Annotated in this window: 20 protein-coding genes; 10 read left to right on the top strand and 10 right to left on the bottom strand. The window is 69.9% G+C overall.

All coding sequences use genetic code 11. The features are described from left to right. Window positions 1-53 precede the first annotated feature (53 nt). The 5 genes from AC2XR2_RS32890 to AC2XR2_RS32910 are packed head-to-tail and all read left to right on the top strand — an operon-like array spanning window position 54 to window position 4,646. Window positions 54-590 carry a DUF1453 domain-containing protein gene (locus AC2XR2_RS32890; protein WP_381302265.1) on the top strand — a complete coding sequence of 179 codons (537 nt, stop codon included), beginning with the start codon at window positions 54-56 and terminating at the stop codon, window positions 588-590. Continuing rightward, on the top strand, window positions 587-1,738 hold the full coding sequence (locus AC2XR2_RS32895) for a sensor histidine kinase (RefSeq protein WP_491517011.1): 1,152 nt from the start codon (window positions 587-589) through the stop codon (window positions 1,736-1,738). Before AC2XR2_RS32890 ends, AC2XR2_RS32895 begins: the two co-directional genes overlap by 4 nt. After that, window positions 1,735-2,433 carry a response regulator transcription factor gene (locus AC2XR2_RS32900; RefSeq protein WP_330263985.1) on the top strand — a complete coding sequence of 233 codons (699 nt, stop codon included), beginning with the start codon at window positions 1,735-1,737 and terminating at the stop codon, window positions 2,431-2,433. The genes AC2XR2_RS32895 and AC2XR2_RS32900 overlap by 4 nt, the downstream gene beginning before the upstream one ends. A gap of 60 nt (window positions 2,434-2,493) precedes the next feature. After that, entirely contained in the window at window positions 2,494-3,057 is a 564-nt protein-coding gene (locus AC2XR2_RS32905) for a DUF485 domain-containing protein (RefSeq protein ID WP_491517012.1), read from the top strand. Next, a complete protein-coding gene (locus tag AC2XR2_RS32910) occupies window positions 3,054-4,646 on the top strand; it encodes a monocarboxylic acid transporter (protein ID WP_381302269.1) in 1,593 nt (530 codons plus the stop codon). The genes AC2XR2_RS32905 and AC2XR2_RS32910 overlap by 4 nt, the downstream gene beginning before the upstream one ends. A gap of 115 nt (window positions 4,647-4,761) precedes the next feature. Here the strand turns inward: AC2XR2_RS32910 and AC2XR2_RS32915 are convergent, their stop codons facing one another. After that, a complete protein-coding gene (locus tag AC2XR2_RS32915; protein WP_330263982.1) occupies window positions 4,762-5,454 on the bottom strand; it encodes a response regulator in 693 nt (230 codons plus the stop codon). Window positions 5,455-5,615: 161 nt separating this feature from the next. On the opposite strand from AC2XR2_RS32915, the gene AC2XR2_RS32920 reads away from it, so the two are divergent. The 3 genes from AC2XR2_RS32920 (at window position 5,616) to AC2XR2_RS32930 (ending at window position 8,496) form a co-directional block, all read left to right on the top strand. After that, window positions 5,616-6,431, top strand: a complete 816-nt coding sequence (locus AC2XR2_RS32920; protein WP_449353236.1) for an ABC transporter ATP-binding protein — start codon at window positions 5,616-5,618, stop codon at window positions 6,429-6,431. After that, on the top strand, window positions 6,421-7,287 hold the full coding sequence (locus AC2XR2_RS32925) for an ABC transporter permease (RefSeq protein WP_491517013.1): 867 nt from the start codon (window positions 6,421-6,423) through the stop codon (window positions 7,285-7,287). Before AC2XR2_RS32920 ends, AC2XR2_RS32925 begins: the two co-directional genes overlap by 11 nt. Window positions 7,288-7,425: 138 nt before the next feature. Next, on the top strand, window positions 7,426-8,496 hold the full coding sequence (locus tag AC2XR2_RS32930) for an ABC transporter substrate-binding protein (RefSeq protein ID WP_491517014.1): 1,071 nt from the start codon (window positions 7,426-7,428) through the stop codon (window positions 8,494-8,496). Window positions 8,497-8,535: 39 nt separating this feature from the next. Here AC2XR2_RS32930 and AC2XR2_RS32935 read toward each other — a convergent pair whose 3' ends face one another. The 4 genes from AC2XR2_RS32935 to AC2XR2_RS32950 all read right to left on the bottom strand — a co-directional run bounded on the left by AC2XR2_RS32935 (window position 8,536) and on the right by AC2XR2_RS32950 (window position 13,309). Then, window positions 8,536-9,216, bottom strand: coding sequence for a response regulator (locus AC2XR2_RS32935; RefSeq protein ID WP_491517015.1), 681 nt, complete (start codon window positions 9,214-9,216; stop codon window positions 8,536-8,538). Then, complete coding sequence (locus AC2XR2_RS32940) at window positions 9,216-10,913, bottom strand: sensor histidine kinase (protein ID WP_491517016.1); 1,698 nt, start codon at window positions 10,911-10,913, stop codon at window positions 9,216-9,218. Before AC2XR2_RS32940 ends, AC2XR2_RS32935 begins: the two co-directional genes overlap by 1 nt. A gap of 89 nt (window positions 10,914-11,002) precedes the next feature. Next, on the bottom strand, window positions 11,003-11,947 hold the full coding sequence (locus tag AC2XR2_RS32945) for a ferredoxin family protein (RefSeq protein ID WP_491517017.1): 945 nt from the start codon (window positions 11,945-11,947) through the stop codon (window positions 11,003-11,005). A 99-nt stretch (window positions 11,948-12,046) separates the two neighbouring features. Beyond that, on the bottom strand, window positions 12,047-13,309 hold the full coding sequence (locus AC2XR2_RS32950; RefSeq protein WP_491517018.1) for a citrate synthase: 1,263 nt from the start codon (window positions 13,307-13,309) through the stop codon (window positions 12,047-12,049). A 122-nt stretch (window positions 13,310-13,431) separates the two neighbouring features. Between AC2XR2_RS32950 and AC2XR2_RS32955 the strand changes: the two genes are divergently transcribed. Beyond that, window positions 13,432-14,598, top strand: a complete 1,167-nt coding sequence (locus tag AC2XR2_RS32955) for a citrate synthase/methylcitrate synthase (RefSeq protein ID WP_491517019.1) — start codon at window positions 13,432-13,434, stop codon at window positions 14,596-14,598. Between the two features lie 10 nt (window positions 14,599-14,608). Here the strand turns inward: AC2XR2_RS32955 and AC2XR2_RS32960 are convergent, their stop codons facing one another. The 4 genes from AC2XR2_RS32960 to AC2XR2_RS32975 all read right to left on the bottom strand — a co-directional run bounded on the left by AC2XR2_RS32960 (window position 14,609) and on the right by AC2XR2_RS32975 (window position 16,751). Further along, window positions 14,609-15,307 (bottom strand): DUF6082 family protein, encoded by a 699-nt coding sequence (locus AC2XR2_RS32960; protein ID WP_491517020.1) that lies wholly within the window; start codon window positions 15,305-15,307, stop codon window positions 14,609-14,611. A gap of 124 nt (window positions 15,308-15,431) precedes the next feature. Next, window positions 15,432-15,701, bottom strand: coding sequence for a hypothetical protein (locus AC2XR2_RS32965; protein WP_491517021.1), 270 nt, complete (start codon window positions 15,699-15,701; stop codon window positions 15,432-15,434). 211 nt (window positions 15,702-15,912) lie between these two features. Then, on the bottom strand, window positions 15,913-16,149 hold the full coding sequence (locus AC2XR2_RS32970; RefSeq protein ID WP_449353243.1) for a hypothetical protein: 237 nt from the start codon (window positions 16,147-16,149) through the stop codon (window positions 15,913-15,915). 119 nt (window positions 16,150-16,268) lie between these two features. Further along, entirely contained in the window at window positions 16,269-16,751 is a 483-nt protein-coding gene (locus AC2XR2_RS32975) for a DUF6082 family protein (RefSeq protein WP_449353244.1), read from the bottom strand. A gap of 321 nt (window positions 16,752-17,072) precedes the next feature. Between AC2XR2_RS32975 and AC2XR2_RS32980 the strand changes: the two genes are divergently transcribed. Beyond that, window positions 17,073-18,155, top strand: a complete 1,083-nt coding sequence (locus AC2XR2_RS32980) for a CobW family GTP-binding protein (protein ID WP_491517022.1) — start codon at window positions 17,073-17,075, stop codon at window positions 18,153-18,155. Here AC2XR2_RS32980 and AC2XR2_RS32985 read toward each other — a convergent pair. Beyond that, on the bottom strand, window positions 18,152-20,605 hold the full coding sequence (locus tag AC2XR2_RS32985; RefSeq protein WP_491517023.1) for a DNA gyrase/topoisomerase IV subunit A: 2,454 nt from the start codon (window positions 20,603-20,605) through the stop codon (window positions 18,152-18,154). The genes AC2XR2_RS32980 and AC2XR2_RS32985 overlap by 4 nt on opposite strands. Window positions 20,606-20,625 lie beyond the last annotated feature (20 nt).

A 20,625-nucleotide genomic window follows, 5' to 3' on the forward strand; every position in this document is an offset into this window, starting at 1 on the left:
GGTGTCGACGGCATCCGCTGCCGGCACTCCCTTCCTCGCTCACGGAGGCTGTGATGTCCGGGCTCGTCGACGCGTTGCTGATCGTGGTCGCGGTGGTCGTGGTGATCACCCGGCAGTTCCGCGCAAGCCGGATCGACACCGGGCGACGCTGGTGGCTGCTGCCCGTGATCCTGGCCGTCGTGGCGCTCCGGGAGCCGGGACTGGTGGATGCCCAGCACCGCACGGCATCCATAGCCCTGCTCGCCGCCGAGCTGCTCACCGGCCTCGCCATCGGCGCCGGCTGGGCCTGGACCAGCCGCATATGGACCGAGCCGGATGGCGCTGTGTGGAGCAGGAGCACCAAGGCGAGCGGCGCTGTCTGGGGCGTCGGCATCGGATTGCGGGTCGGCCTCTTCGCACTCGGTGCGGCGACAGGTGTTCACCAGGACTCCTCCGCCCTGCTGCTCGCCCTGGCCGCCACCCTGCTGGTGCGCTCCGGAATCCTGGTCTGGCGTGCGCACTTCCTGCGCCCTGCCGCCACAACCGCGAACGCAACCGCTCCGGCGTACGGTGAGCCCATGGTCCGGTCCACGGGGAAGGAACGCGTGTGACGGAGAACGGCTGGACCCGCTGGCCCTCCCGGGAGGCGCTCACGCGCGAGGCGGCCACACGTCCCCGCCGGGTGCTCGGCTACGTCACGCGGTCGCTGGTGCTGGGCATGCTCCTCTGGGGCGCTTTCAACAGCACGCACGTGCGTGGCTGGGCGGTGCTCGGGGCGGTGGCGTCCATCCTCCTGGCCGCGGTCGCCGGATGGGCCCTCTTCCGCACCACCCTGGCGCACCGGCTCTGGCCCTCCCTGACGCTCTACGGCGTCCTCCTGGTGATCGCGGTCGCCGCCCAGGCCGCTGACTTCGGCGTCATCGCCCTTGTCCTGTGGTGCGGTTGCGCCATCACCGCGCTGGAGCGGCTGCCCATCGCAGCCGCCATGCCGGTGACCGCGGTCGCCCTCGCCCTGTACGCGGCGGTCAATGACGACGGGTGGCTGACCACGGTGGCCACGACGGCGGGGCTCGCGCTGGCCGGCTACGTCCTGCGCCTGGACGCCGAGGCCCGTGGCAGCGCACAGCGGCTGCTCACCCAGGAGCGTGCGGCGCGGGCCGCCGAGGCCGAGTCGGTGGCGCTCGCGGAGCGCGCCCGTATCGCTCGGGAGATCCACGACGTGCTGGCCCACAGCCTCTCCGCCCAGCTTGTGCACCTCGAGGCGGCCAGGCTGCTGATCGAGGGGGGCGCTGACCGGGACCAGATCCTCGAAAGGGTGGTGGCCGCACGGGGCATGGCCCGCGAAGGTCTCGCCGAGACCCGGCAGGCACTGTCGGCCCTGCGCGGGGACATGACCCCGCTGGAGGACTTCCTGAGCCAGCTGGTGGGGACGGCCGACGGAACAGAAGCCACCATTTCGGGTGAGCGCAGACCGCTGCCGGCCGAGGCGTCGCAGGCCGTGCGGAGAGTGGCCCAGGAGGCCCTGACCAACGTCCGGAAGCACGCGCCGGGGGCCAAGGTCAGGATGCGGCTCGAGTACGGCGAGGACCAGGTGACGCTGGTGGTGCGGGACTCGGGCGGTTCGCCGGGTGAACTCACCGCCACCGGAGGCGGGTACGGTCTGCGGGGGATGCGGGAGCGCGCCGAACTGCTGGGCGGTTCGCTGGACGCGGGGCCGGACGAAGAGGGGTTCGTGGTGACGTTGAAGGTGCCGGTATGACGGAGGGGGCGCAGCCGAAGCCCGCGCGGGTGGTGGTCGCGGACGACCAGACCGTGGTCCGCGAAGGCATCGTGATGCTGCTAGGCCTGCTGCCCGGGATCGAGGTCGTGGGCGCCGCGGGGGACGGGGAGCAGGCGGTCGAGCTCGTCGCGGAACTCGCCCCGGACGTCGTGCTGATGGACCTGCGGATGCCCCGCTGCGACGGGGTGGAGGCGACCCGGCGGATCCGCAGCGAACACCCCGGGACACAGGTCGTGGTGCTGACCACGTACGCGGACGACGACTCGCTGTTCCCCGCGCTGAAGGCGGGGGCGCGTGGCTATCTGACCAAGGACGCGGGAGGTGACGAGATCGTGCGGGCCGTGCAGAGCGTGCTCTCCGGCGACGCGGGACTGTCGCCGAGCATCCAGCGGCGGCTTCTGGAGCGGCTGTCGGATCCCGAGTCACCTCAGCCGCTGTCCGCGTCCATGGAGCCGCCGGACGGGCTCACCTCCCGGGAGGTCGAGGTGCTGGCGCTGATCGCCGAAGGGTTCAGCAACCAGGAGATCGCCCGCGCACTGCACGTCTCCACCGCCACCGTGAAGACCCACATCAACAACCTCTTCGCCAAGACGGGACTCAAGGACCGTGCGCAGGCCGTGCGTTACGCCTATGCGAAGGGACTTGTGCGGCCACCGACGGGAGGAATCACCTGATGGGGTGAAGAGCGTGGGGAAGAAGAGTCGGGGATCTTCCCGTTCTGTCCATCCTTGGGCATGCAGTCAAGCAACGCTCGTCCCCGTGGAAGCGGGGGTGATGCCGAGAGTTCGGCCGAGACCCACGACGGGCAGGATCAGGCCCGCGCCGAGGCGTCCGCCGGGGCGCGGTACGACGACCCCTGGTACGACGCCCTCGCCTCCGGCTGGGGCGAGACGAGCGGTGACGGCACACCCGTGACCCCGGCCGAGGCGGCACGCGCGGAGCGCGAGGACAGGGCCGCGGCCGCAGCCGACGTCTACCTCGAAGTGCAGCGCAGCGCGGCCTTCCAGGAGGTGCGCAGCCGGTACCGGCGGTTCGTGGTGCCGGCGGGCATCGGGTTCTTCGTCTGGTACGTGGCCTACGTCGTGACAGCGACGACCGCGCCCGGGCTGATGGCGCGCCCCGTGGCGGGTGCGGTGAACGTGGCGATGCTCGCGGGACTCGGGCAGTTCCTCACCACGTTCCTGCTGACCTGGGCCTACGCCCGGCATGCGCGGCTGCGTCGGGACCGGGCCGCGCTCGAACTGCGGTGGGACACCCAGGAACTGACGCGTACGGCCCGGGGCGGTGTCACGTCGTGACGGGGGACCACCAGACTCTGGCGCTGTTGCTGTTCAGCGCATTCGTCGCGGTGACGTTGGGGATCACGACGTGGGTGAGCCGCCACCGGCACGGCTCGGCGGAGGAGTTCTACGCGGGCGGCCGACTGTTCTCGCCGATGGAGAATGGTTTTGCCATCGCGGGCGACTACATGTCGGCGGCGTCCTTTCTCGGGATCTCCGGGCTCATCGCCCTGTTCGGGTACGACGGGATGCTCTACTCGGTCGGCTTCCTGGTGGCCTGGCTGGTGGTGCTGTTCCTGGTCGCCGAACTGGTGCGCAACTGCGGGCGGTTCACACTCGCCGACGTGGTCGCGGCGCGGATGAGCGAGCGGCCGGTGCGGATCGCGGCGGGAACCTCCTCGGTCACCGTGTCCGTTCTGTATCTGGTGGCACAGATGGTGGGCGCGGGCAGCCTGGTCGCGCTGCTGCTCGGCGGCACCAGTGAGGCGGCCCAGTCCTGGACGGTCATCGGGGTCGGGGCGCTCATGGTGATCTATGTGTCCCTGGGCGGTATGCGGGCCACCACCTGGATCCAGATCGTCAAGGCGGTCCTGTTGCTCGGCGGGACCGTCGCGCTGACCGTGCTGGTGCTGGTGCGGTTCCACGGCGACTTCGACCAGTTGCTGCTCACGGCGGCCGAGCGCAGTGGCCATGGGCAGTCGTTCCTGGCGCCCGGCCTCAAGTACGGCGGGGACTGGACCGCCCGCTTCGACTTCATCAGCCTGGGACTCGCGCTCGTGCTCGGCACGGCAGGGCTCCCGCACATCCTGTCCCGCTTCTACACCGTGCCCACCGCACGCGCGGCACGGCGTTCGGTGGTCTGGTCGATCGGGCTCATCGGTGGCTTCTACCTGATGACGATCGTCCTCGGCTTCGGTGCCGCGGCCATCGTGGGGCCCGAGGCGGTACGGGGATCGAACGCCGCCGGGAACACGGCGGTCCCGCTGCTGGCCCTAGACCTGGGCGGCGGCGCCGATTCCACGGGCGGAACGGTTCTGTTCGCGATCGTCGCCGCCATCGCCTTCGCCACGATCCTTGCCGTGGTCGCCGGCATCACGCTCGCCTCCTCGGCCTCCGTCGCCCACGACCTGTACGCCTCGCTGCGGCGCCGACGGGCCAAGCCGCGCAGTGAGGTGGCCGTGGCCAGAACCGCCGCCGTGGGGATCGGTGTGATCGCGATCGCCCTCGGCCTGCTGGCCCGGGACCTCAACGTGGCCTTCCTGGTGGGCCTCGCCTTTGCCGTCGCCGCCTCCGCAAACCTGCCGGTCCTGCTCTACTCCCTGTTCTGGCGCGGGTTCACCACCCGAGGCGCTGTCTGGTCCGTCTACGGCGGCCTCCTCCCGGCCCTCGCCCTCGTGCTGCTGTCGCCCGTGGTGTCCGGCAGTCCCGAATCGCTGTTCCCCGGCGTCGACTTCCAGTACTTCCCGCTCCAGAACCCCGGCCTGGTCTCCATCCCCCTCGGCTTCGTCGCCGGCTGGCTCGGCACGGTCACCTCGCCGGAGGTCGCCGACGAGGCCAAGCACGCGGAGACCGAGGTGCGGTCACTGACGGGAGCGGGGGCTGTGTAGCGACGGCGCCTTCGTCGCCGTAGGGCGTCAGTCTCCGTCTTACGGTCCATCTGCGTCGTACGGCGTCCGTCTGCCTCGTACGACATCTGCCCGCCGGCCATGCCGGGACGTACGGCTAGGGCGCCACCCACGCGTAGCGGTGCTCCGGGCGGCCTGTGTCGCCGTATCTGAGGGACAGGCGGAGGCGGCCGGCCTGTTCGAGGTGGCGGAGGTAGCGCTGGGCTGTGGAGCGGCTCAGGCCTGTCTCGGCGGCGACCTCGTGGGCGGAGAGCGGGTGGTCGGCGTGGTGCAGGACGCGGCAGATGAGGTCCGTCGTGGGTTCCGAGTGACCGCTGGGCAGACCGGGGGAGGCCGGGGCCGGTGTGGTGCGCAGGGCGCTGAACATCCGGTCGACCTGCTCCTGGCCGGCGATGCCGCGGCCGCCGACCCGGTCGACGGTGCGGCGCAGGGCGGCGTAGGAGTCCAGACGGGTGCGCAGGGCGGCGAAGGTGAACGGTTTGACCAGGTAGTGCAGGGCGCCCAGGCGCATCGCGGTCTGGATGGTCGTCACGTCGTGGGCCGCCGTGATCATGATGACGTCGGTGCCGTGACCCTGTTCCCGCATGCGGTGGACGAGTTCGAGGCCGGTCTGGTCGGGCAGGTAGTGGTCGAGCAGGACCAGGTCGATGGTCCCGCGCTGCACGCTGGCCAGCGCCTGGGCGGCGCTGTGCGCGCGGGCGGCCACCCGGAAGCCGGGAACCTTTCCCACGTACTTGGCGTTGATCTCGGCGACGCGGAAGTCGTCGTCCACGACCAGGACGTCAATCATCGGGCCTCTTTCCCTCAAGGCCTGGCGGGCGTCGAGCCCATGTTTCGGCTCCGCTGTTGTAGCGCGCGCAAAACGAGCACAACAGGCCGTTGCAAGCAAAAGAACGGCATGCGCTCAGAAGACTGATGCCGTGGCGCGCGCCACATCTACCGTCCCCGGCCATGAGCGCAGACATCAGCCCCGCCATCGAGCTGCGGGGCGCGAGCAAGACATTCCGGACCCCGTCGGGGGGTCTGCACACGGCGGTCAAAGGACTCGATCTCACGGTGGGCCGTGGGGAGTTCGTGGCGGTCGTCGGGCCCACGGGCTGCGGCAAATCCACCACGTTGACGCTGGTCAGCGGGTTGGAGGAGCCCTCCGAGGGCGAGGTTCTGGTGGTCGGGGAGCCGGTCCGCGGAGTCGGGGACAAGGTCGGTTTCGTCTTCCAGCAGGACGCCACCTTCCCCTGGCGCACCGTGCTGTCGAACGTGATGGCGGGTCCGCGTTTCCGTGGGGTGCCCAAGGCCGAGGCGAAGCAGAAGGCGCGGGAATGGCTGGCCCGGGTCGGGCTCACGGCCTTCGAGGACCGCTACCCCCACCAGCTCTCCGGAGGCCAGCGCAAGCGCGTCGCGCTCGCGGCGACCTTCGTCAACGACCCCGAGATCCTGCTCATGGACGAGCCGTTCTCCGCGCTCGACGTGCAGACCCGGGCCCTGATGTCCGACGAACTCCTCGAACTGTGGGAGGGCACGGGCGCCTCGGTCGTCTTCGTCACCCACGACCTGGAGGAGTCCATCGCGCTGGCCGACAAGGTCGTCGTGATGACGGCCGGACCGGCCACCGTCAAGCAGGTGTTCGACATCGACCTGCCGCGGCCGCGCAAGGTCGAGTCGGTGCGCCTGGAGCCGCGGTTCATCGAGATCTACCGCGAGATCTGGGAGTCGCTGGGCGAAGAGGTCCGCATCACCCGGGAGAGGGGTGCCGCTCATGTCGCCTGAGGTCCTCAGCACACCGGTCGTGGACACGGCCAAGACCCCACCGAACCGCGCGCACTCACGCGCGCGGGCCGCCCGCAGACGCAGGATCGTCGTCGCGGTGTCCCGGGTACTGCTCCTGGTGGCCGTCCTGGGCCTCTGGGAGGTGCTCGCCCGGGCGGAGGTCATCGATCCCTTCAACTTCTCCATGCCCTCGAAGATCTGGGACCAGATCTGGACCTGGATCACGCACGGGACCGCGCTCGGCTCGCTGGGCGAACAGATCTGGTACACGCTCCATGAGGCGTTGCTGGGCTGGGTCTTCGGTGTGGTGGCCGGTGTGGTCTTCGGTATCGCGTTGGGGCGGATCACCTTGCTCGCCGATGTGCTTGGTCCATACATCAAGGTGCTCAACTCGATACCCAGGATTGTCCTTGCACCCATCTTTGTGATCTGGTTCGGACTCGGACCGGCCTCCAAGGTGGCTTCGGCCGTCGTCCTGGTCTTCTTCCCGGTCTTCTTCAACGCCTTCCAGGGCGCCCGCGAGGTCGACCGCAACCTGGTCGCGAACGCCCGCATCCTCGGTGCGAGCGACCGCCGGGTGACGCTTCAGGTCGTCATCCCGTCCGCGACCTCGTGGATCTTCACCAGCCTGCACGTCAGCTTCGGCTTCGCCCTCATCGGCGCGATCGTCGGCGAGTACATCGGCGCGACCAAGGGCATCGGCCTGCTCGTCGCGCAGTCACAGGGCACCTTCAACGCGGCCGGTGTGTACGCCGCGATGGTCATCCTCGCCGTCGTCGCCCTCGTGGCTGAAGGGCTGCTCACCTTCGCCGAGCGCCGCATCTTCCGCTGGAAGCCGGCGGGGTCCGACAGCTGACGACCGCTTCCGCGCTCCCGTCTCCACACGCCGACGACCGTCTCGGCACCCTCTCCCGCCTGTCGGCGACCGCCCCGGCGCCCCTCACACGCTGACGGCGACCCCTGTGCCCCTCCCACTCACAAGGACGTGAACCCCATGCGCAAGACCGCCAGATACGCCTCCCTGGCCACAGCCGGCCTGCTCGCCCTCACCTCGCTCACCGCCTGCGCCAACGACGCCTCGAGCACCGCTTCGACCGGCTCCGGCAGCAAGGGGGACGGCAAGGGGACGAAGGTCAAGATCATGGTCGGTGGCCTCGACAAGGTCATCTACCTGCCCGCGATGCTCACCCAGCGGCTCGGCTACTTCGACTCCGAGGGGCTCGACGTGGAGCTGCTCAGCGAACCGGCCGGCGTCCAGGCGGAGACCGCGCTCGTCTCCGGTCAGGTCCAGGGGGCCGTCGGCTTCTACGACCACACGCTCGACCTCCAGGTGAAGGGCAAGGACGTGGAGTCGGTCGTGCAGTTCTCGCACGCGCCCGGCGAGGTGGAGATCGTCTCCAACAAGGCGGCCGGTGACATCACCTCGCCCAAGGACTTCAAGGGCAAGAAGCTCGGCGTCACGGGCCTCGGCTCCTCCACCGACTTCCTCACCAAGTACCTCGCGGTCAAGAACGGCGTGAAGGTCAGCGACTTCACCCCGGTCGCCGTCGGGGCGGGACCGACCTTCATCTCGGCGCTGCAACAGGGCTCGATCGACGGCGGCATGACCACCGATCCCACCGTCGCGACGATCCTGGACAAGAAGGCCGGCAAGATCCTCCTGGACATGCGTACGCCTCAGGGTTCCGACGAGGCGCTCGGTGGGCCGTATCCCTCGTCAAGTCTGTACATGCAGACGGAATGGGTCAACGGTCACAAGGACACCGTCCAGAAGTTGGCCAATGCATTCGTCAAGACGCTCAAGTGGATGTCCACCCACAGCGCGACCCAGATCGCTGACAAGATGCCCGCCGACTACTCGCAGGGCAACAAGCTGCTCTACGCGGTGGCCATCAAGAACACGCTGCCCATGTTCACCAAGGACGGTGTGATGCCCAAGGACGGTCCGGAGACCGTGGAGAAGGTCCTCAAGGCGTTCAACCCGACCATCCAGAACGCCGACGTCGACCTGGACAAGACGTACACGACGGAGTTCGTGGAGAAGGCCGCGCAGAACGCCGGTTGAGCGTCGGCCGAGCGCCGACGCCGAGCGCGCGGTGCCTCCTCACGCGCGGGTCGCCCACACGTAACGGTGTTCCGGGCGGCCCGCGTCGCCGTACTTGAGCGTGAGCCTGGCCCGTCCGGTGCGCTCCAGGAGCTTGAGATAGCGCTGGGCGGTCTGCCGGCTCACCCCGGTCCGGTCGGCGATCTCCTGGGCCGACAGGGGCCCTTCGGCGTTCATCAGGGACCGGCGGACGAGTTCCGCCGTGGTGGGGGAGTGTCCCTTGGGCAGGTCGGGCTCCGCCGACGAGGACAGGGCGCCGAAGATGCGGTCGACCTCGGCCTGCTCCGCCTCGCCGCCGCCGTCCAGGGTGCGGCGCAGCTCGGCATAGGCCTCCAGCCTGGCCCTGAGGCCCGCGAAGGCGAAGGGCTTGACCAGGTACTGGAGCGCGCCGTGCCGCATCGCCGCCTGCACGGTCGTCACGTCCCGCGCCGCCGTCACCATGATCACGTCGGTCTGGTGGCCGCGCCGACGCATCTCCTGGACCACTGCCAGGCCCGTCTCGTCGGGCAGATAGTGGTCCATGAGGACCAGGTCCACGTGGGGCAGTGCCTCCAGCTGCCGCAGTGCCTCCGCCGCGCAGTGCGCCTCGCCGGCCACATGGAAGCCGGGCACCTTCTCGACGTACGCGGCGTTGACGCGCGCCACGCGGGTGTCGTCGTCCACGACCAGGACCTCGATCATCACGACTCCTCCTCGGGGGCGGTCTGCTGGGCGGCCGGTGCGGTGAGAGCGGGCCGGGTCCCGGCCGGTGCACCGAGAGCGGGTTGCGTCTCGGCGAGTGCGTCGGGCAGTACGACGGTGAACTCGGCGCCCCCGCCGTCGGCTTCCGCGACGGTCGCGCTGCCGCCCTGACGCTCGGCGAGCTTGCGGACCAGGGAGAGCCCGAGGCCGCGTCCCCGGTGTGCCGGGGGTTCCTTGGTCGACCAGCCCTCGGTGAAGACCAACTCGCGCTGCTCCACCGGGATCCCGGGCCCGGTGTCCCGCACCCTGAGGACGGCCGTACGACCCTCGGTGCGCAGTTCGACCTCCACGCGCGCGTGCGGTGCGCCGGCAGCGGCGTCCAGGGCGTTGTCCACGAGGTTGCCCACGATGGTGACCAGCCCGCTCGGATCGACGAGCCGGTCCGGCAGCCGGGTCCGGTCGGAGACCCACAGGGCGACTCCGCGCTCGGCCGCGACGGTCGCCTTGCCCACCAGCAGCGCGGCGAGCAACGGGTCCTCGATCTTCTCGGTGACCTGTTCCGCGGTGGCCCGGTGATCGCCGACGACCTCTCCGACGAACTCCACGGCGTCCTCGTACATCTCCAGCTCCAGCAGCCCCAGGAGCGTGTGCATCCGGTTCGCGTGCTCGTGGTCCTGTGCCCGCAGCGCGTCGATGAGACCGTGGGTCGAGTCGAGCTCCCGGCCGAGCTGCTCCAGTTCGGTGCGGTCGCGCAGAGTGGCCACCGCGCCGCCGTCGTCGGTGGGCATGCGGTTGGCGACCAGCACCCGCTGGCCCCGCACGGTGACCAGATCGGTGCCGGTCACCCGTCCGGCCAGGACATCGGCCGTACGGCCGTCTCCGAGCGCCTCGTCGGGGGAGCGCCCGACGGCCTCGTCGCCGATGCCCAGCAGCCGCCGTGCCTCGTCGTTGAGCAGGCGGACGCGTCCGGCGCGGTCGAGGGCGACGACGCCCTCCCTGATGCCGTGCAGCATGGCCTCGCGCTCGGCGAGGAGGCCCGAGATGTCGGAGAAGGCCAGGTCACGGGTCTGCCGTTGGACCCGGCGGGAGATGAGCCAGGCGGCCAGCGCACCCACGGCGAGGGCCCCGCCGGCGTAGGCGAACAGCCCGGGGATCGCGTGGATCAGCCGGGCGCGCACACTGTCGTAGGCGATACCGACCGAGACCGCCCCGACGATCTTGTGCCGGCTGTCGTACAGCGGCACCTTGCCCCGGGCGGTGCGGCCCAGGGTGCCGCTGTCGATCTGCATGATCTCCTTGCCGGCCAAGGCCTGGCCGGGGTCGGTCGAGACGATCCTGCCGACCTCGCTGCGGGTCGGATGCGACCAGCGCACGCCTCGCCAGTCCAGCACGACGACGTATTCGGCCCCGGTGGCCTTGCGGATCCGCTCCGCCTCCTGCTGGACGGGGCCGCTGGGCAGCGGGGGAGTGTTCTTGACCTGCTCGGCGATCTGCGGCTCGGCGGCGGTGGTCTGGGCGATGGCGAGCGCCCGGCGCATCGCCTGGTCGTCCAGCTGCTTGCTCAGAGGGGCGAGGAACAGACCGGTCGCGAGCACCGCGACTCCCGCGGCGATCGCCAGCTGCATCAGGAGCACCTGCGAGAACACCCGGCGGGGCAGTCCCAGGCGCAGGCGACGGGCGGTGGGAGTGCGGCTCATACCCATGAAGGTACGTGGGGGTGCCGGATCCACCGCAGGGGGTGTGGCGTGGATCTCTTGATCAATATGTGGATGGGCCGGTCGGGCGGTCAGCTCGCCAGCATTGTCGAGGCGGTCAACTCCCGCACGGCGACCACGTCCATGCGCGCGGGCGAGCCGAGCACCGACGCTCCGCAGCTCTCCGGGCGGGGTGGCAGGGAGGCGGTCTGGGCCACAAGGACGCGCCAGTGGCGGCCGTCGGCGTGTGCGACGGTCACCTCCCAGTGCGGGGCCGCACCGTCGGTCCGTACGACCGTCAGCGCCTCGGCCGCGTATTCGCCCGCCCTCGTGCGTACCGCCAGCTCGGCGGCCTGGCCGGGCCGTTCCCAGGCGGAGTTCCCGCGGCACCCCTCGACCACGATCCGGCCCTCCTGGACGCTGTGCAGGACCTGCTTGACGGTGTGGGCCTCGGCGCGGCCGTAGGCGTAGCCGTACGGCAGGACGAGCAGCGTCGGGGAGAAACGGTGACCACCCAGATGGGTGACCTCCCAGACGCCCTCGACGCCCGAAGCGGCCAGTTCCGCGGCGAGCGGGCGGCCGAGGAGGGCGCAGCAGCGGTCCCGCTTGCCGTTGGTGCAGACGAGCGCGAGCGGATCGCCGGTGTGGGCGCGTCCATGGAGCGCGGTGTCGAAGGAGGTGTGGTCACCCCTGCCGAGCGCGGCGAGATCCAGGTCGAGCAGGTCCCGTGGGTCGCGGGTCGTCGTGCTGTGGAGCCACACATTGCCGGGCGTGGTGTGGGCCGCGTACACCTGCCGGACCGCAGGGGTGCCACTGTCGGCGTGCCGCCCGGGGCGGCGGATGAGCGCGATCCGTACGCCCGTGTCCTTCGCGGCGGTCTCCAGGACGCGGCCGAGCGCGGGGTCCAGGTGGCTCGAAGTGAGCGCCTTGGCGCCCCAAGGGCCGGGCTGTTCCAGGAGCAGCCAGGTCCGCGCGGTGGCCGCGGTTCCGGAAACGGGCTCGTCGAGGTCGTGCGAGACCGTTGTACAGGTACTCACAGAGGTGAGCCTAACCTGACTTGTGCGCGGCGGCTTCCGGTCCGTGTTCTGGTCAGTGGTCCGACCGGAACCGCAGTCTCCTCAAAGTCGGCCTCGGAGTCACTGTTCGGGCAGCGGCTGCGGCGGCTTCGGGCCCATGTAGATGCCGCTCGGGCGCATGCGCAGGGGGCGCTCGCCGTACTCCTCCAGTGCGTGGGCGATCCAGCCTGCCGTTCGGGCGACGGCGAAGACCGTCTCGCCCGCCGTGGCGGGCATGCCGGAGGAAGCGGTGAACACGGCGAGGGCGAGGTCCACGTTGGCGTGCAGGGGGGCGTGCCGGGCCGTGGTGGCCACGATGTCGCGGGCCGCGAGGAGGGCGGGCTCCGCGCGCGGAATCTCCTCCAGGAGGGCGAACAGGGCACGCGCGCGTGGGTCCTCCCCCGGGTAGAGCCGGTGACCGAGGCCGGGGATGCGCCGGCCGGCCCGCAGCTCCTCCGCGATCACGGGGGCCGCGTCACCCCGCTCGAGCACGTCGAGCAGCAGCTTGTGGGCGAGTCCGCTGGCCGCCCCGTGCAAGGGGCCCTCCAGGACGCCGAGCCCGGCGGAGACGGCCGCGTAGGCGTGCGCGCGGGCCGACGCGGCGACCCGTACCGCGAGAGTCGACGCGGCGAGGTCGTGGTCGACGAGCAGACCGAGCGCCGTGTCCAGGGCGCGCAGGGACGCCTCGTCGGACTTGCGGCCGCTCAGGCGGGTCCAGAGGCGGCGGGCCAGGGGGCCGTCGTCGCGACCGCGGTCGCGCAGGACGGGTGGCAGGGCGGTGACGAGCGTGGGGATGAGGGTGCGCGCGGTGCCGAGCACGGCCTCCTCGGACAGGTCGAAACGCAGTGGGTCCGCGGCGGCCGTGGCGATCGCCGCGACCCGCAACCGGTCGGTGGGGCTGGTGTGTTCGGGCAGCGCGTCCACCGCGCGACGGGCCGCCTGTACGGACGCGTCGGGAGCGGTGAAGGTGACGCCGGGGCGCAGCTGTCCGGTCCAGAGCCACTCCGCGATCTCTTCGTAGGAGTGGCGTGCGGCCAGTTCCGCCGCGTCGACGCCGCGGAAGTAGTACCGGTCCCGGTCGATGAACGTGATGCGGGTCCGTACGGCCAGTTCGCCGCCTGACCCCGGACTCCCGCCGCTCTCCCGGCGGTTGCGCCGGGCAAGAGTCTCCACCTCCTTGGCGTCGAAGGTGCTGCCCCGGCCTCCGGGCACGCGTCGGCTGCTGAGCTGGCCGCGGCTGACGTAGGCGTACACGGTCTCGGGCTTCACGCCGAGCAGTTCGGCGGCTTCCTTGGTGCTGAGCCTGTGTTCGGCCGGGCCGGAGCGGGGGTCTTGATCGCGCATAAGAGGTCACCGTATCCGCAGCCGGGTGGGTTGATGGCGCATGTTGAGTCTATGTTGATTAGATCAATATTGACAGAGAATGAGTCAACCATGGACAGTCGAATCAAGTCCAGGGAGGAATCATGTCGGTCAACAGGTCCGCAACCACACTCGTCGACGTACCGCGAGGACTCGCCGGAGTCGTCGTCACCGACACCGAGGTCGGGGACGTGCGGGGGCGCGAGGGGTTCTATCACTACCGCCAGTACTCGGCCGTCGAACTCGCGCAGACCCGGGGCTTCGAGGACGTCTGGCACCTGCTGATCCACGGTGAACTGCCGGACGCCGGACAGGCCGCGGCCTTCCGCGCCGAGACCGCGGCGCTGCGGCGGCTGCCGGGCGAGGTGCGGGCGGCGCTGCCCGCGATCGCGGCGGCGAGCGGACGGTCGGGTCCGCTCGCGGGTATGCGCACCGCCTTGTCGCTGCTCGGGGCGGCGAAGGGGTTCCGTGCGGTGTACGACATCGACCCGGACGAGCGGCGCCGGGACACGCTCGTGGCGGCCGCGGCCGTACCCACGCTGCTCACGGCGCTGCACCGGCTGGGCAAGGGGCTGGAGCCCGTGGAGCCGCGTGAGGACCTCTCGTACGCGGCGAACTACCTCTACATGCTGACGGGTTCGGAGCCGGAGCCGGAGCGGGCCCGGGCGGTCGAGCAGTACTTGATCTCAACCATTGATCACGGCTTCAATGCATCAACCTTCACGGCGCGGGTCATCGCGTCGACGGGGGCCGATGTGGCGGCGTGCCTCGTGGGGGCCGTGGGGGCGCTGTCCGGGCCGCTGCACGGTGGGGCGCCCAGTCGGGCGCTGGACACCCTGGACGCGATCGGTACGCCCGACCGTATCGACCCCTGGATCCGGGAACGCGTACTCGCCGGCGAGCGGATCATGGGCTTCGGCCACGCGATCTACCGCACGGAGGACCCTCGCTCCCGGATGCTCCGGGAGGTGGCGCAGCGGTTCGGCGGGCCGCGTGTGGACTTCGCCGTCGAGGTGGAACGCCATGTCGAGGCCATCCTGGCCGAGTTGAAGCCCGGGCGGGAGCTGCACACCAACGTCGAGTTCTACGCGGGCGTGGTCATGGAGCTGTGCGGGTTGCCGCGCGAGATGTTCACGCCCACGTTCGCTGCGGCGCGGGTGGTGGGGTGGAGCGCGAACATCCTGGAACAGGCGGCGGACTCGAAGATCATTCGGCCGGTGGCGCGGTATGTGGGGGTAGAGGCGCCGGTGGCGGTGCCGGTGATGACCTGACCCGCGGCCCTCAGGACGGATACGGGGGCGTAGCTCGCCGTAGGTCGGCAAGTGTCTGCTCAAAAAGCTGGAAGGCTTGTCCGTCCGGGCTCTGTGGAGACATCCGCTGTTTCTGGTCGCGAGTGCTTTCCCAGTAGTGCCGGAAGACGTCGCTGCTGAGCATCGTCCTCGCGGCCGCTCGGACGTCCGCGTCCGAGTAGGTGTCCCAGCTGCGTGCCAGGACGAGATGGGCGTAGACCAGATTCGAGTAGAGGTGTTGGCGGAGGGTCGCCTGTGGGCTCTCGCGATAGGTGGTCCACACGCTCGCGAGTGTGGGGTCAGCCATGGCCATCTGTGTGAGTTGGATGTGCAAGGCGCGCAGGTCCGCCTCGGCGCTGCGGCGCAACTCGGCGCGCGAGGCCACGAGTTCCTCGCGTTGGAGTGTAAGTTCCTCGCGCTGTGACCGTAACTCGCGCTGCTGGAAAAACAGAGCGATCACCAGCATCAAGAGCGCGAGCCCCGAGAACACGGCACTTGCCCCGCCGAAGTAGTCGCCGAGAGAGCTGAGCTCAAGCGCCGCTTCGCGGCCCCCGGTCACTCCCTGAACTCCGTCGATGAGCCATCTGCTGACGGCTATGGATGCCAGACCTGTGACGGTCACGCAGGTCACCGCAGCGGCGGCCCACGTGCCGATCGAGAGTAACGAACGATGGATACCCTGGCGCGCCACTAATGCCTCCTTGTCGGCACGCTCAAGCCTTGCCCAGGTGCCTACGGAAGAAACAGCTCCGGTTGCTGTCCAGGGCGCCCCCGGGGAACGCCAGGCGCGGGGCGTCCCCCGGGGGCTTCATGACCTACTCGTCCAGAGCCTTCTTCGCCTCCCTGATGACCCTGCCGGGTACTACGACGTAAGTGTGGTGAGGCGTGGGGTCGGGGAGCCCGTGCTTCTTGCGGATTTCCTCGGGCAGTTCCCTGCCCATCACGGCGATGTCATTGCTGTCGAGCAGAAATGCGGCAGGGCAGCAGTCGCCATCAAGGCAACGGGGCTTTCCGAGGCGCCTCACTATCTTGTGCCTCCGCTGCGCAAGTCTGCGGGCCTCTACGCGTCCAAGACGCACGGTCATGCAGGTCTCCGATCGGGCCGTAACCACGAGTAACGAGTAGGGAGTAGAAGCGCGGGGGTGTGCGCTTCGTCGCATGGTGTGAGAGAGGTGTTTCCCGCCCGGAAGCCCTCAATGGACCGAGTGGTGTCTCGGTGGGGCGACGCCGGATCGCCGGGACGAGGTGATGTCACGGACCGGCGTGAGATGCGAAGCAGTACTGCGAAGTGGGAGGTCAGGCGTCGGGAATGTCGGCTTTGGCCCTGAGGAGGGTCTCCCGTGTGATGACGACGATCCGCTCGTAGTCCGCCCGCGCGGCGTCGTGGGGGAGCTCGCCGTCGAGTTCTGCAGTGGCCTCCCGCCCGATGACGGCGAAGTCACCGTCCTCAAGTTCGAAAATGTCAGGGCAGGTCTGGCCGGTTTGGCTTCCTCGCTCCCGTGGAGCAGCACCGATGCGGCGCACGATCTTCAAATGGATCCCGGTCCTTGGCACGTTGAGTGGGCTAGGGCGGGGACACATTAGCGGCTCGAAGAAGCGCACAACTGACATGTACTCCGGACGGACGCAACTTCATGGACGCGTAACTTGCCCTACTCGGTGGGAGGTTCGCCCACGACCCACCATTCATCGGTGTCCGAGTCCTCCAGGTCCCGGATGAGACCGTCCACCATGCGACCCAGGCGGCCTTCCAGTGTTGTTCCCAAGCTCGCGCGATGGTGGCGTGTCGCCTCCCAGTACTCGCGGAAGACCTGGTTCTGGCACATCACCCGAAGGTGTCCGAAAAGTTCCCGCAGACTGATCGCACCGATCCGATGCGCGTGCAATGCGTTGATGTACAGGGCATTGGCGAACAGGAACTGCCTCTGCTTCTCCCTGGGCACGTCGGAATCGTAAGTGTCCAGTACGGCGGTCAACGTCGGATCGTCCATGGCCTTGCACAGGAGGTCGAAGTGCAGCCGATGCCGCTCGCTCTGCGCACGCTGCTGCCGCCGTCGCACGCCCAACAGGTAGGCGGCAGCCGAAATCCCGGTCGCGGCGCCGAGCCTGCGTACCGCGCGCTTCTGTGTGGCCATGTCATCCCCGATTCAAACGGCCGTCCGCCGGTCGTCGGGGTGCGGGTCGACTGATGGGGACCGGCGAGCGGTGGGCGGCGCTTGCCGTCTCCCAGGGTGCCGAGCGGCTCTGATCGGCGGGGGAGGCGGAGAGGAGGCGCACGGAGGGAAGTGAGGGTCGCACGAACCGGCGCCTTGCCCAACGTCTGCCCCGCGAGCGCTGCTAACAATCGTTCACTGAGAGGGGATTGTTCCGGCTCGTATCCTGGTCCGGCATTCACAGCTCGTCCGTGCGCCGGGACCGCGATCCGGTGCACGCAGCAGCGCGAAAGAGGTCGCACGTTGAGTCAGCCGAGCGGGAGCCCCCGGCAGATCCCGGTCGTCGTCCTCGCCGGATTCCTGGGATCCGGCAAGACCACCCTCCTCAATCATCTGCTCCACCGCAGCGGCGGCAGCCGGATCGGCGCCGTCGTCAACGACTTCGGTGCCATCGAGATCGACGCCATGGCCGTCGCCGGCGCGCTCGGCGACTCCACCGTCTCCCTCGGGAACGGCTGCCTGTGCTGCGCCGTCGACGTCAGCGAGCTCGACGGGTACCTGGCCAAGCTCGCTCACCCCGACGCCGGCATCGACGTCATCGTCATCGAGGCCAGCGGCCTCGCCGAGCCGCAGGAACTCGTCCGCATGGTGCTCGCCAGCGAGGAGCCCGGCATCGTCTACGGCGGTCTCGTCGAGGTCGTCGACGCCGCCGAGTTCGACGGCACCCGCGCCAAGCACCCCGAGCTCGACCGGCATCTCGCCCTCGCCGACCTGGTCGTCGTCAACAAGCTCGACCGGGCCGCCGACGCCGAGCGCGTCCAGGAGACGGTTCGGTCCCTCGTCGACCGCGCCGCCGTCGTCCCCGCCACCTACGGCCGCATCGACCCGGAGTTCCTCTTCGACTGCCGCCCCGGCGAGGAACGCATCGGACAGCTCACCTTCGACGATCTCGACGATCTCGACGGCCTCCACGACCACACCGACATACACCGTCACGACGACCACCTGCACTCCGGCTACGACAGCGTGTCGTTCCGTTCCGCCGTGCCCATGGACCCCCGCCGGCTGATGGCCTTCCTCGACACCAGGCCGGAGGGGCTGTACCGGATCAAGGGGTACGTCGACTTCGGGCCGTACGACGTCCGCAACCGTTACGCCGTCCATGCCGTCGGCAGCTTCCTGCGGTTCTACCCGGAGCCCTGGGGCGCCGGGGACGAGCGTCTCACCCAGCTCGTCCTCATCGGCTCCGGTATCGACACCCGCGCGCTCCACGAGGAACTGGAGGCGGGCAGGCAGAACGCCCCGCACACCGCCGACGAGGCCGGTATGTGGGGCGTCCTGCGTTTCGTGCAGGGGACGGAAGAGGATCCCGACGAACCGGCCTAGACCGGCCCCGCCACGACCGACACCGTCTTCCCGAGCGACACGCCCGAGCCGTCCCGGCGCGGGTCCATCTCCGGGAGGTCGGCCGGGGTGCCGTTCTTCTGCGCGGCACGGGCCGGGACGGCGCCCGCCCAGGCCAGGGACAGGCAGTCCTCGCCCTTCAGGAACCGCTGGCACCGCACACCACCGGTGGCGCGGCCCTTGCGCGGGTACTGGTCGAACGGCGTCAGCTTGGCCGTCGTCTGGACCGAGTCGTCGAGCGTGCCGCGCGAGCCCGCGACCGTGAACACGACCGCGTCCGCCGCCGGGTCCACCGCGGTGAACGAGATGACCTTCGCGCCCTCGGTCAACTTGATGCCCGTCATACCGCCCGCCGGACGGCCCTGCGGCCGGACCTGGGAGGCCTGGTAGCGCAACAGCTGCGCGTCGTCGGTGATGAAGACCAGGTCCTCCTCGCCCGTGCGCAGTTCCACCGCGCCGACGATCCGGTCGCCCTCCTTGAGCGTGATGACCTCCAACTCGTCCTTGTTGGACGGATAGTCGGGGACCACACGCTTGACGACGCCCTGTTCGGTGCCGAGCGCCAGACCGGGGGAGGACTCGTCCAGCGTGGTCAGGCAGACCAGCGTCTCGCCGTCCTCAAGGGAGAGGAACTCCGCCAGCGGGGCGCCCCCCGCGAGGTTCGCCGCCGACTCCGGGAGCTGCGGCAGGTCGATGACGTTGATCCGCAGCAGGCGGCCCGCCGAGGTCACCGCGCCGACCTCGCCCCGCGCGGTGGCCGGCACCGCCGAGACGATCACGTCGTGCTTGGCGCGCTTGCCGCCCGCCTCCTCCGGGAACGGCTCGCCGTTGGCCGTACGGCCCAGCAGCCCCGTCGAGGACAGCAGCACCCGGCACGGGTCGTCCGCCACCTGGAGCGGAACGGCGGCGACAGGAGCCGTCGCCCCGGCCTCCAGCAGCACCGTGCGCCGCTCGGTGCCGTACTTCTTGGCGACCGCGGCCAGTTCGGCGGAGACCAGCTTGCGCAGCTCGGCGTCCGACTCCAGGATCCGGGTCAGCTCCGCGATCTCCGCGTTGAGGCGGTCCTTCTCCGACTCCAGCTCGATGCGGTCGAACCGGGTCAGGCGCCGCAGGGGCGTGTCCAGGATGTACTGCGTCTGGATCTCGCTCAGCGAGAAGCGCTCGATCAGGCGCTCCTTCGCCTGTGCGGAGTTGTCGCTGGAGCGGATGATCCGGATGACCTCGTCGATGTCGACCAGGGCGGTGAGCAGGCCCTCGACCAGGTGCAGCCGGTCGCGCCGCTTGGTGCGCCGAAACTCGCTGCGGCGGCGCACCACTTCGAAGCGGTGGTCGAGGTAGACCTCAAGGAGCTCCTTGAGGCCGAGCGTGAGGGGCTGCCCGTCCACCAGCGCCACGTTGTTGACGCCGAAGGACTCCTCCATCGGCGTCAGCTTGTAGAGCTGCTCCAGGACCGCCTCCGGCACGAAGCCGTTCTTGATCTCGATGACCAGGCGCAGGCCGTGGGCGCGGTCGGTGAGGTCCTTGACGTCGGCGATGCCCTGGAGCTTCTTCGCGCCGACCAGGTCCTTGATCTTGGCGATCACCTTCTCCGGACCGACCGTGAAGGGCAGCTCGGTGACGACCAGGCCCTTGCGGCGCGCGGTCACCGTCTCCACCGACACCGTCGCGCGGATCTTGAAGGTGCCGCGGCCCGTCTCGTAGGCGTCCCGGATGCCCGAGAGGCCGACGATCCGGCCGCCGGTGGGCAGGTCGGGGCCAGGGATGTGCTTCATCAGGGCGTCCAGATCCGCGTTCGGGTAGCGGATCAGGTGGCGGGCGGCCGCGATGACCTCGGTGAGGTTGTGCGGCGCCATGTTGGTGGCCATGCCGACCGCGATGCCCGAGGCGCCGTTCACCAGGAGGTTGGGGAAGGCGGCGGGCAGCGCGCCCGGCTCCTGCTCCTGCCCGTCGTAGTTCGGGGCGAAGTCGACGGTGTCCTCGTCGATCGACTCCGTCATCAGGCTCGCGGCCTCGGCCGCCCGGCACTCGGTGTACCGCATGGCGGCCGGCGGGTCGTCATTGCCCAGCGAACCGAAGTTCCCGTGGCCGTCGATCAGCGGCACGCTCATCGAGAAGGGCTGGGCCATGCGCACGAGGGCGTCGTAGATCGACGCGTCCCCGTGCGGGTGCAGCTTGCCCATGACCTCGCCGACGACACGTGCGCACTTCACATAGCCGCGGTCGGGGCGCAGGCCCATCTCGTTCATCTGGTAGACGATGCGCCGGTGCACCGGCTTGAGGCCGTCGCGGGCGTCGGGGAGCGCGCGGGAGTAGATGACCGAGTACGCGTACTCGAGGTACGAGCCCTTCATCTCGTCCACGACGTCGATGTCGAGGATCCGCTCCTCGTACGAGTCGTCGGGCGGCGGGGTCTTCGTGCTGCGGCGGGCCATCGCTGCCGGCTCCTCTTTTC

Source organism: Streptomyces sp. LS-MS-L19 (assembly GCF_058382285.1).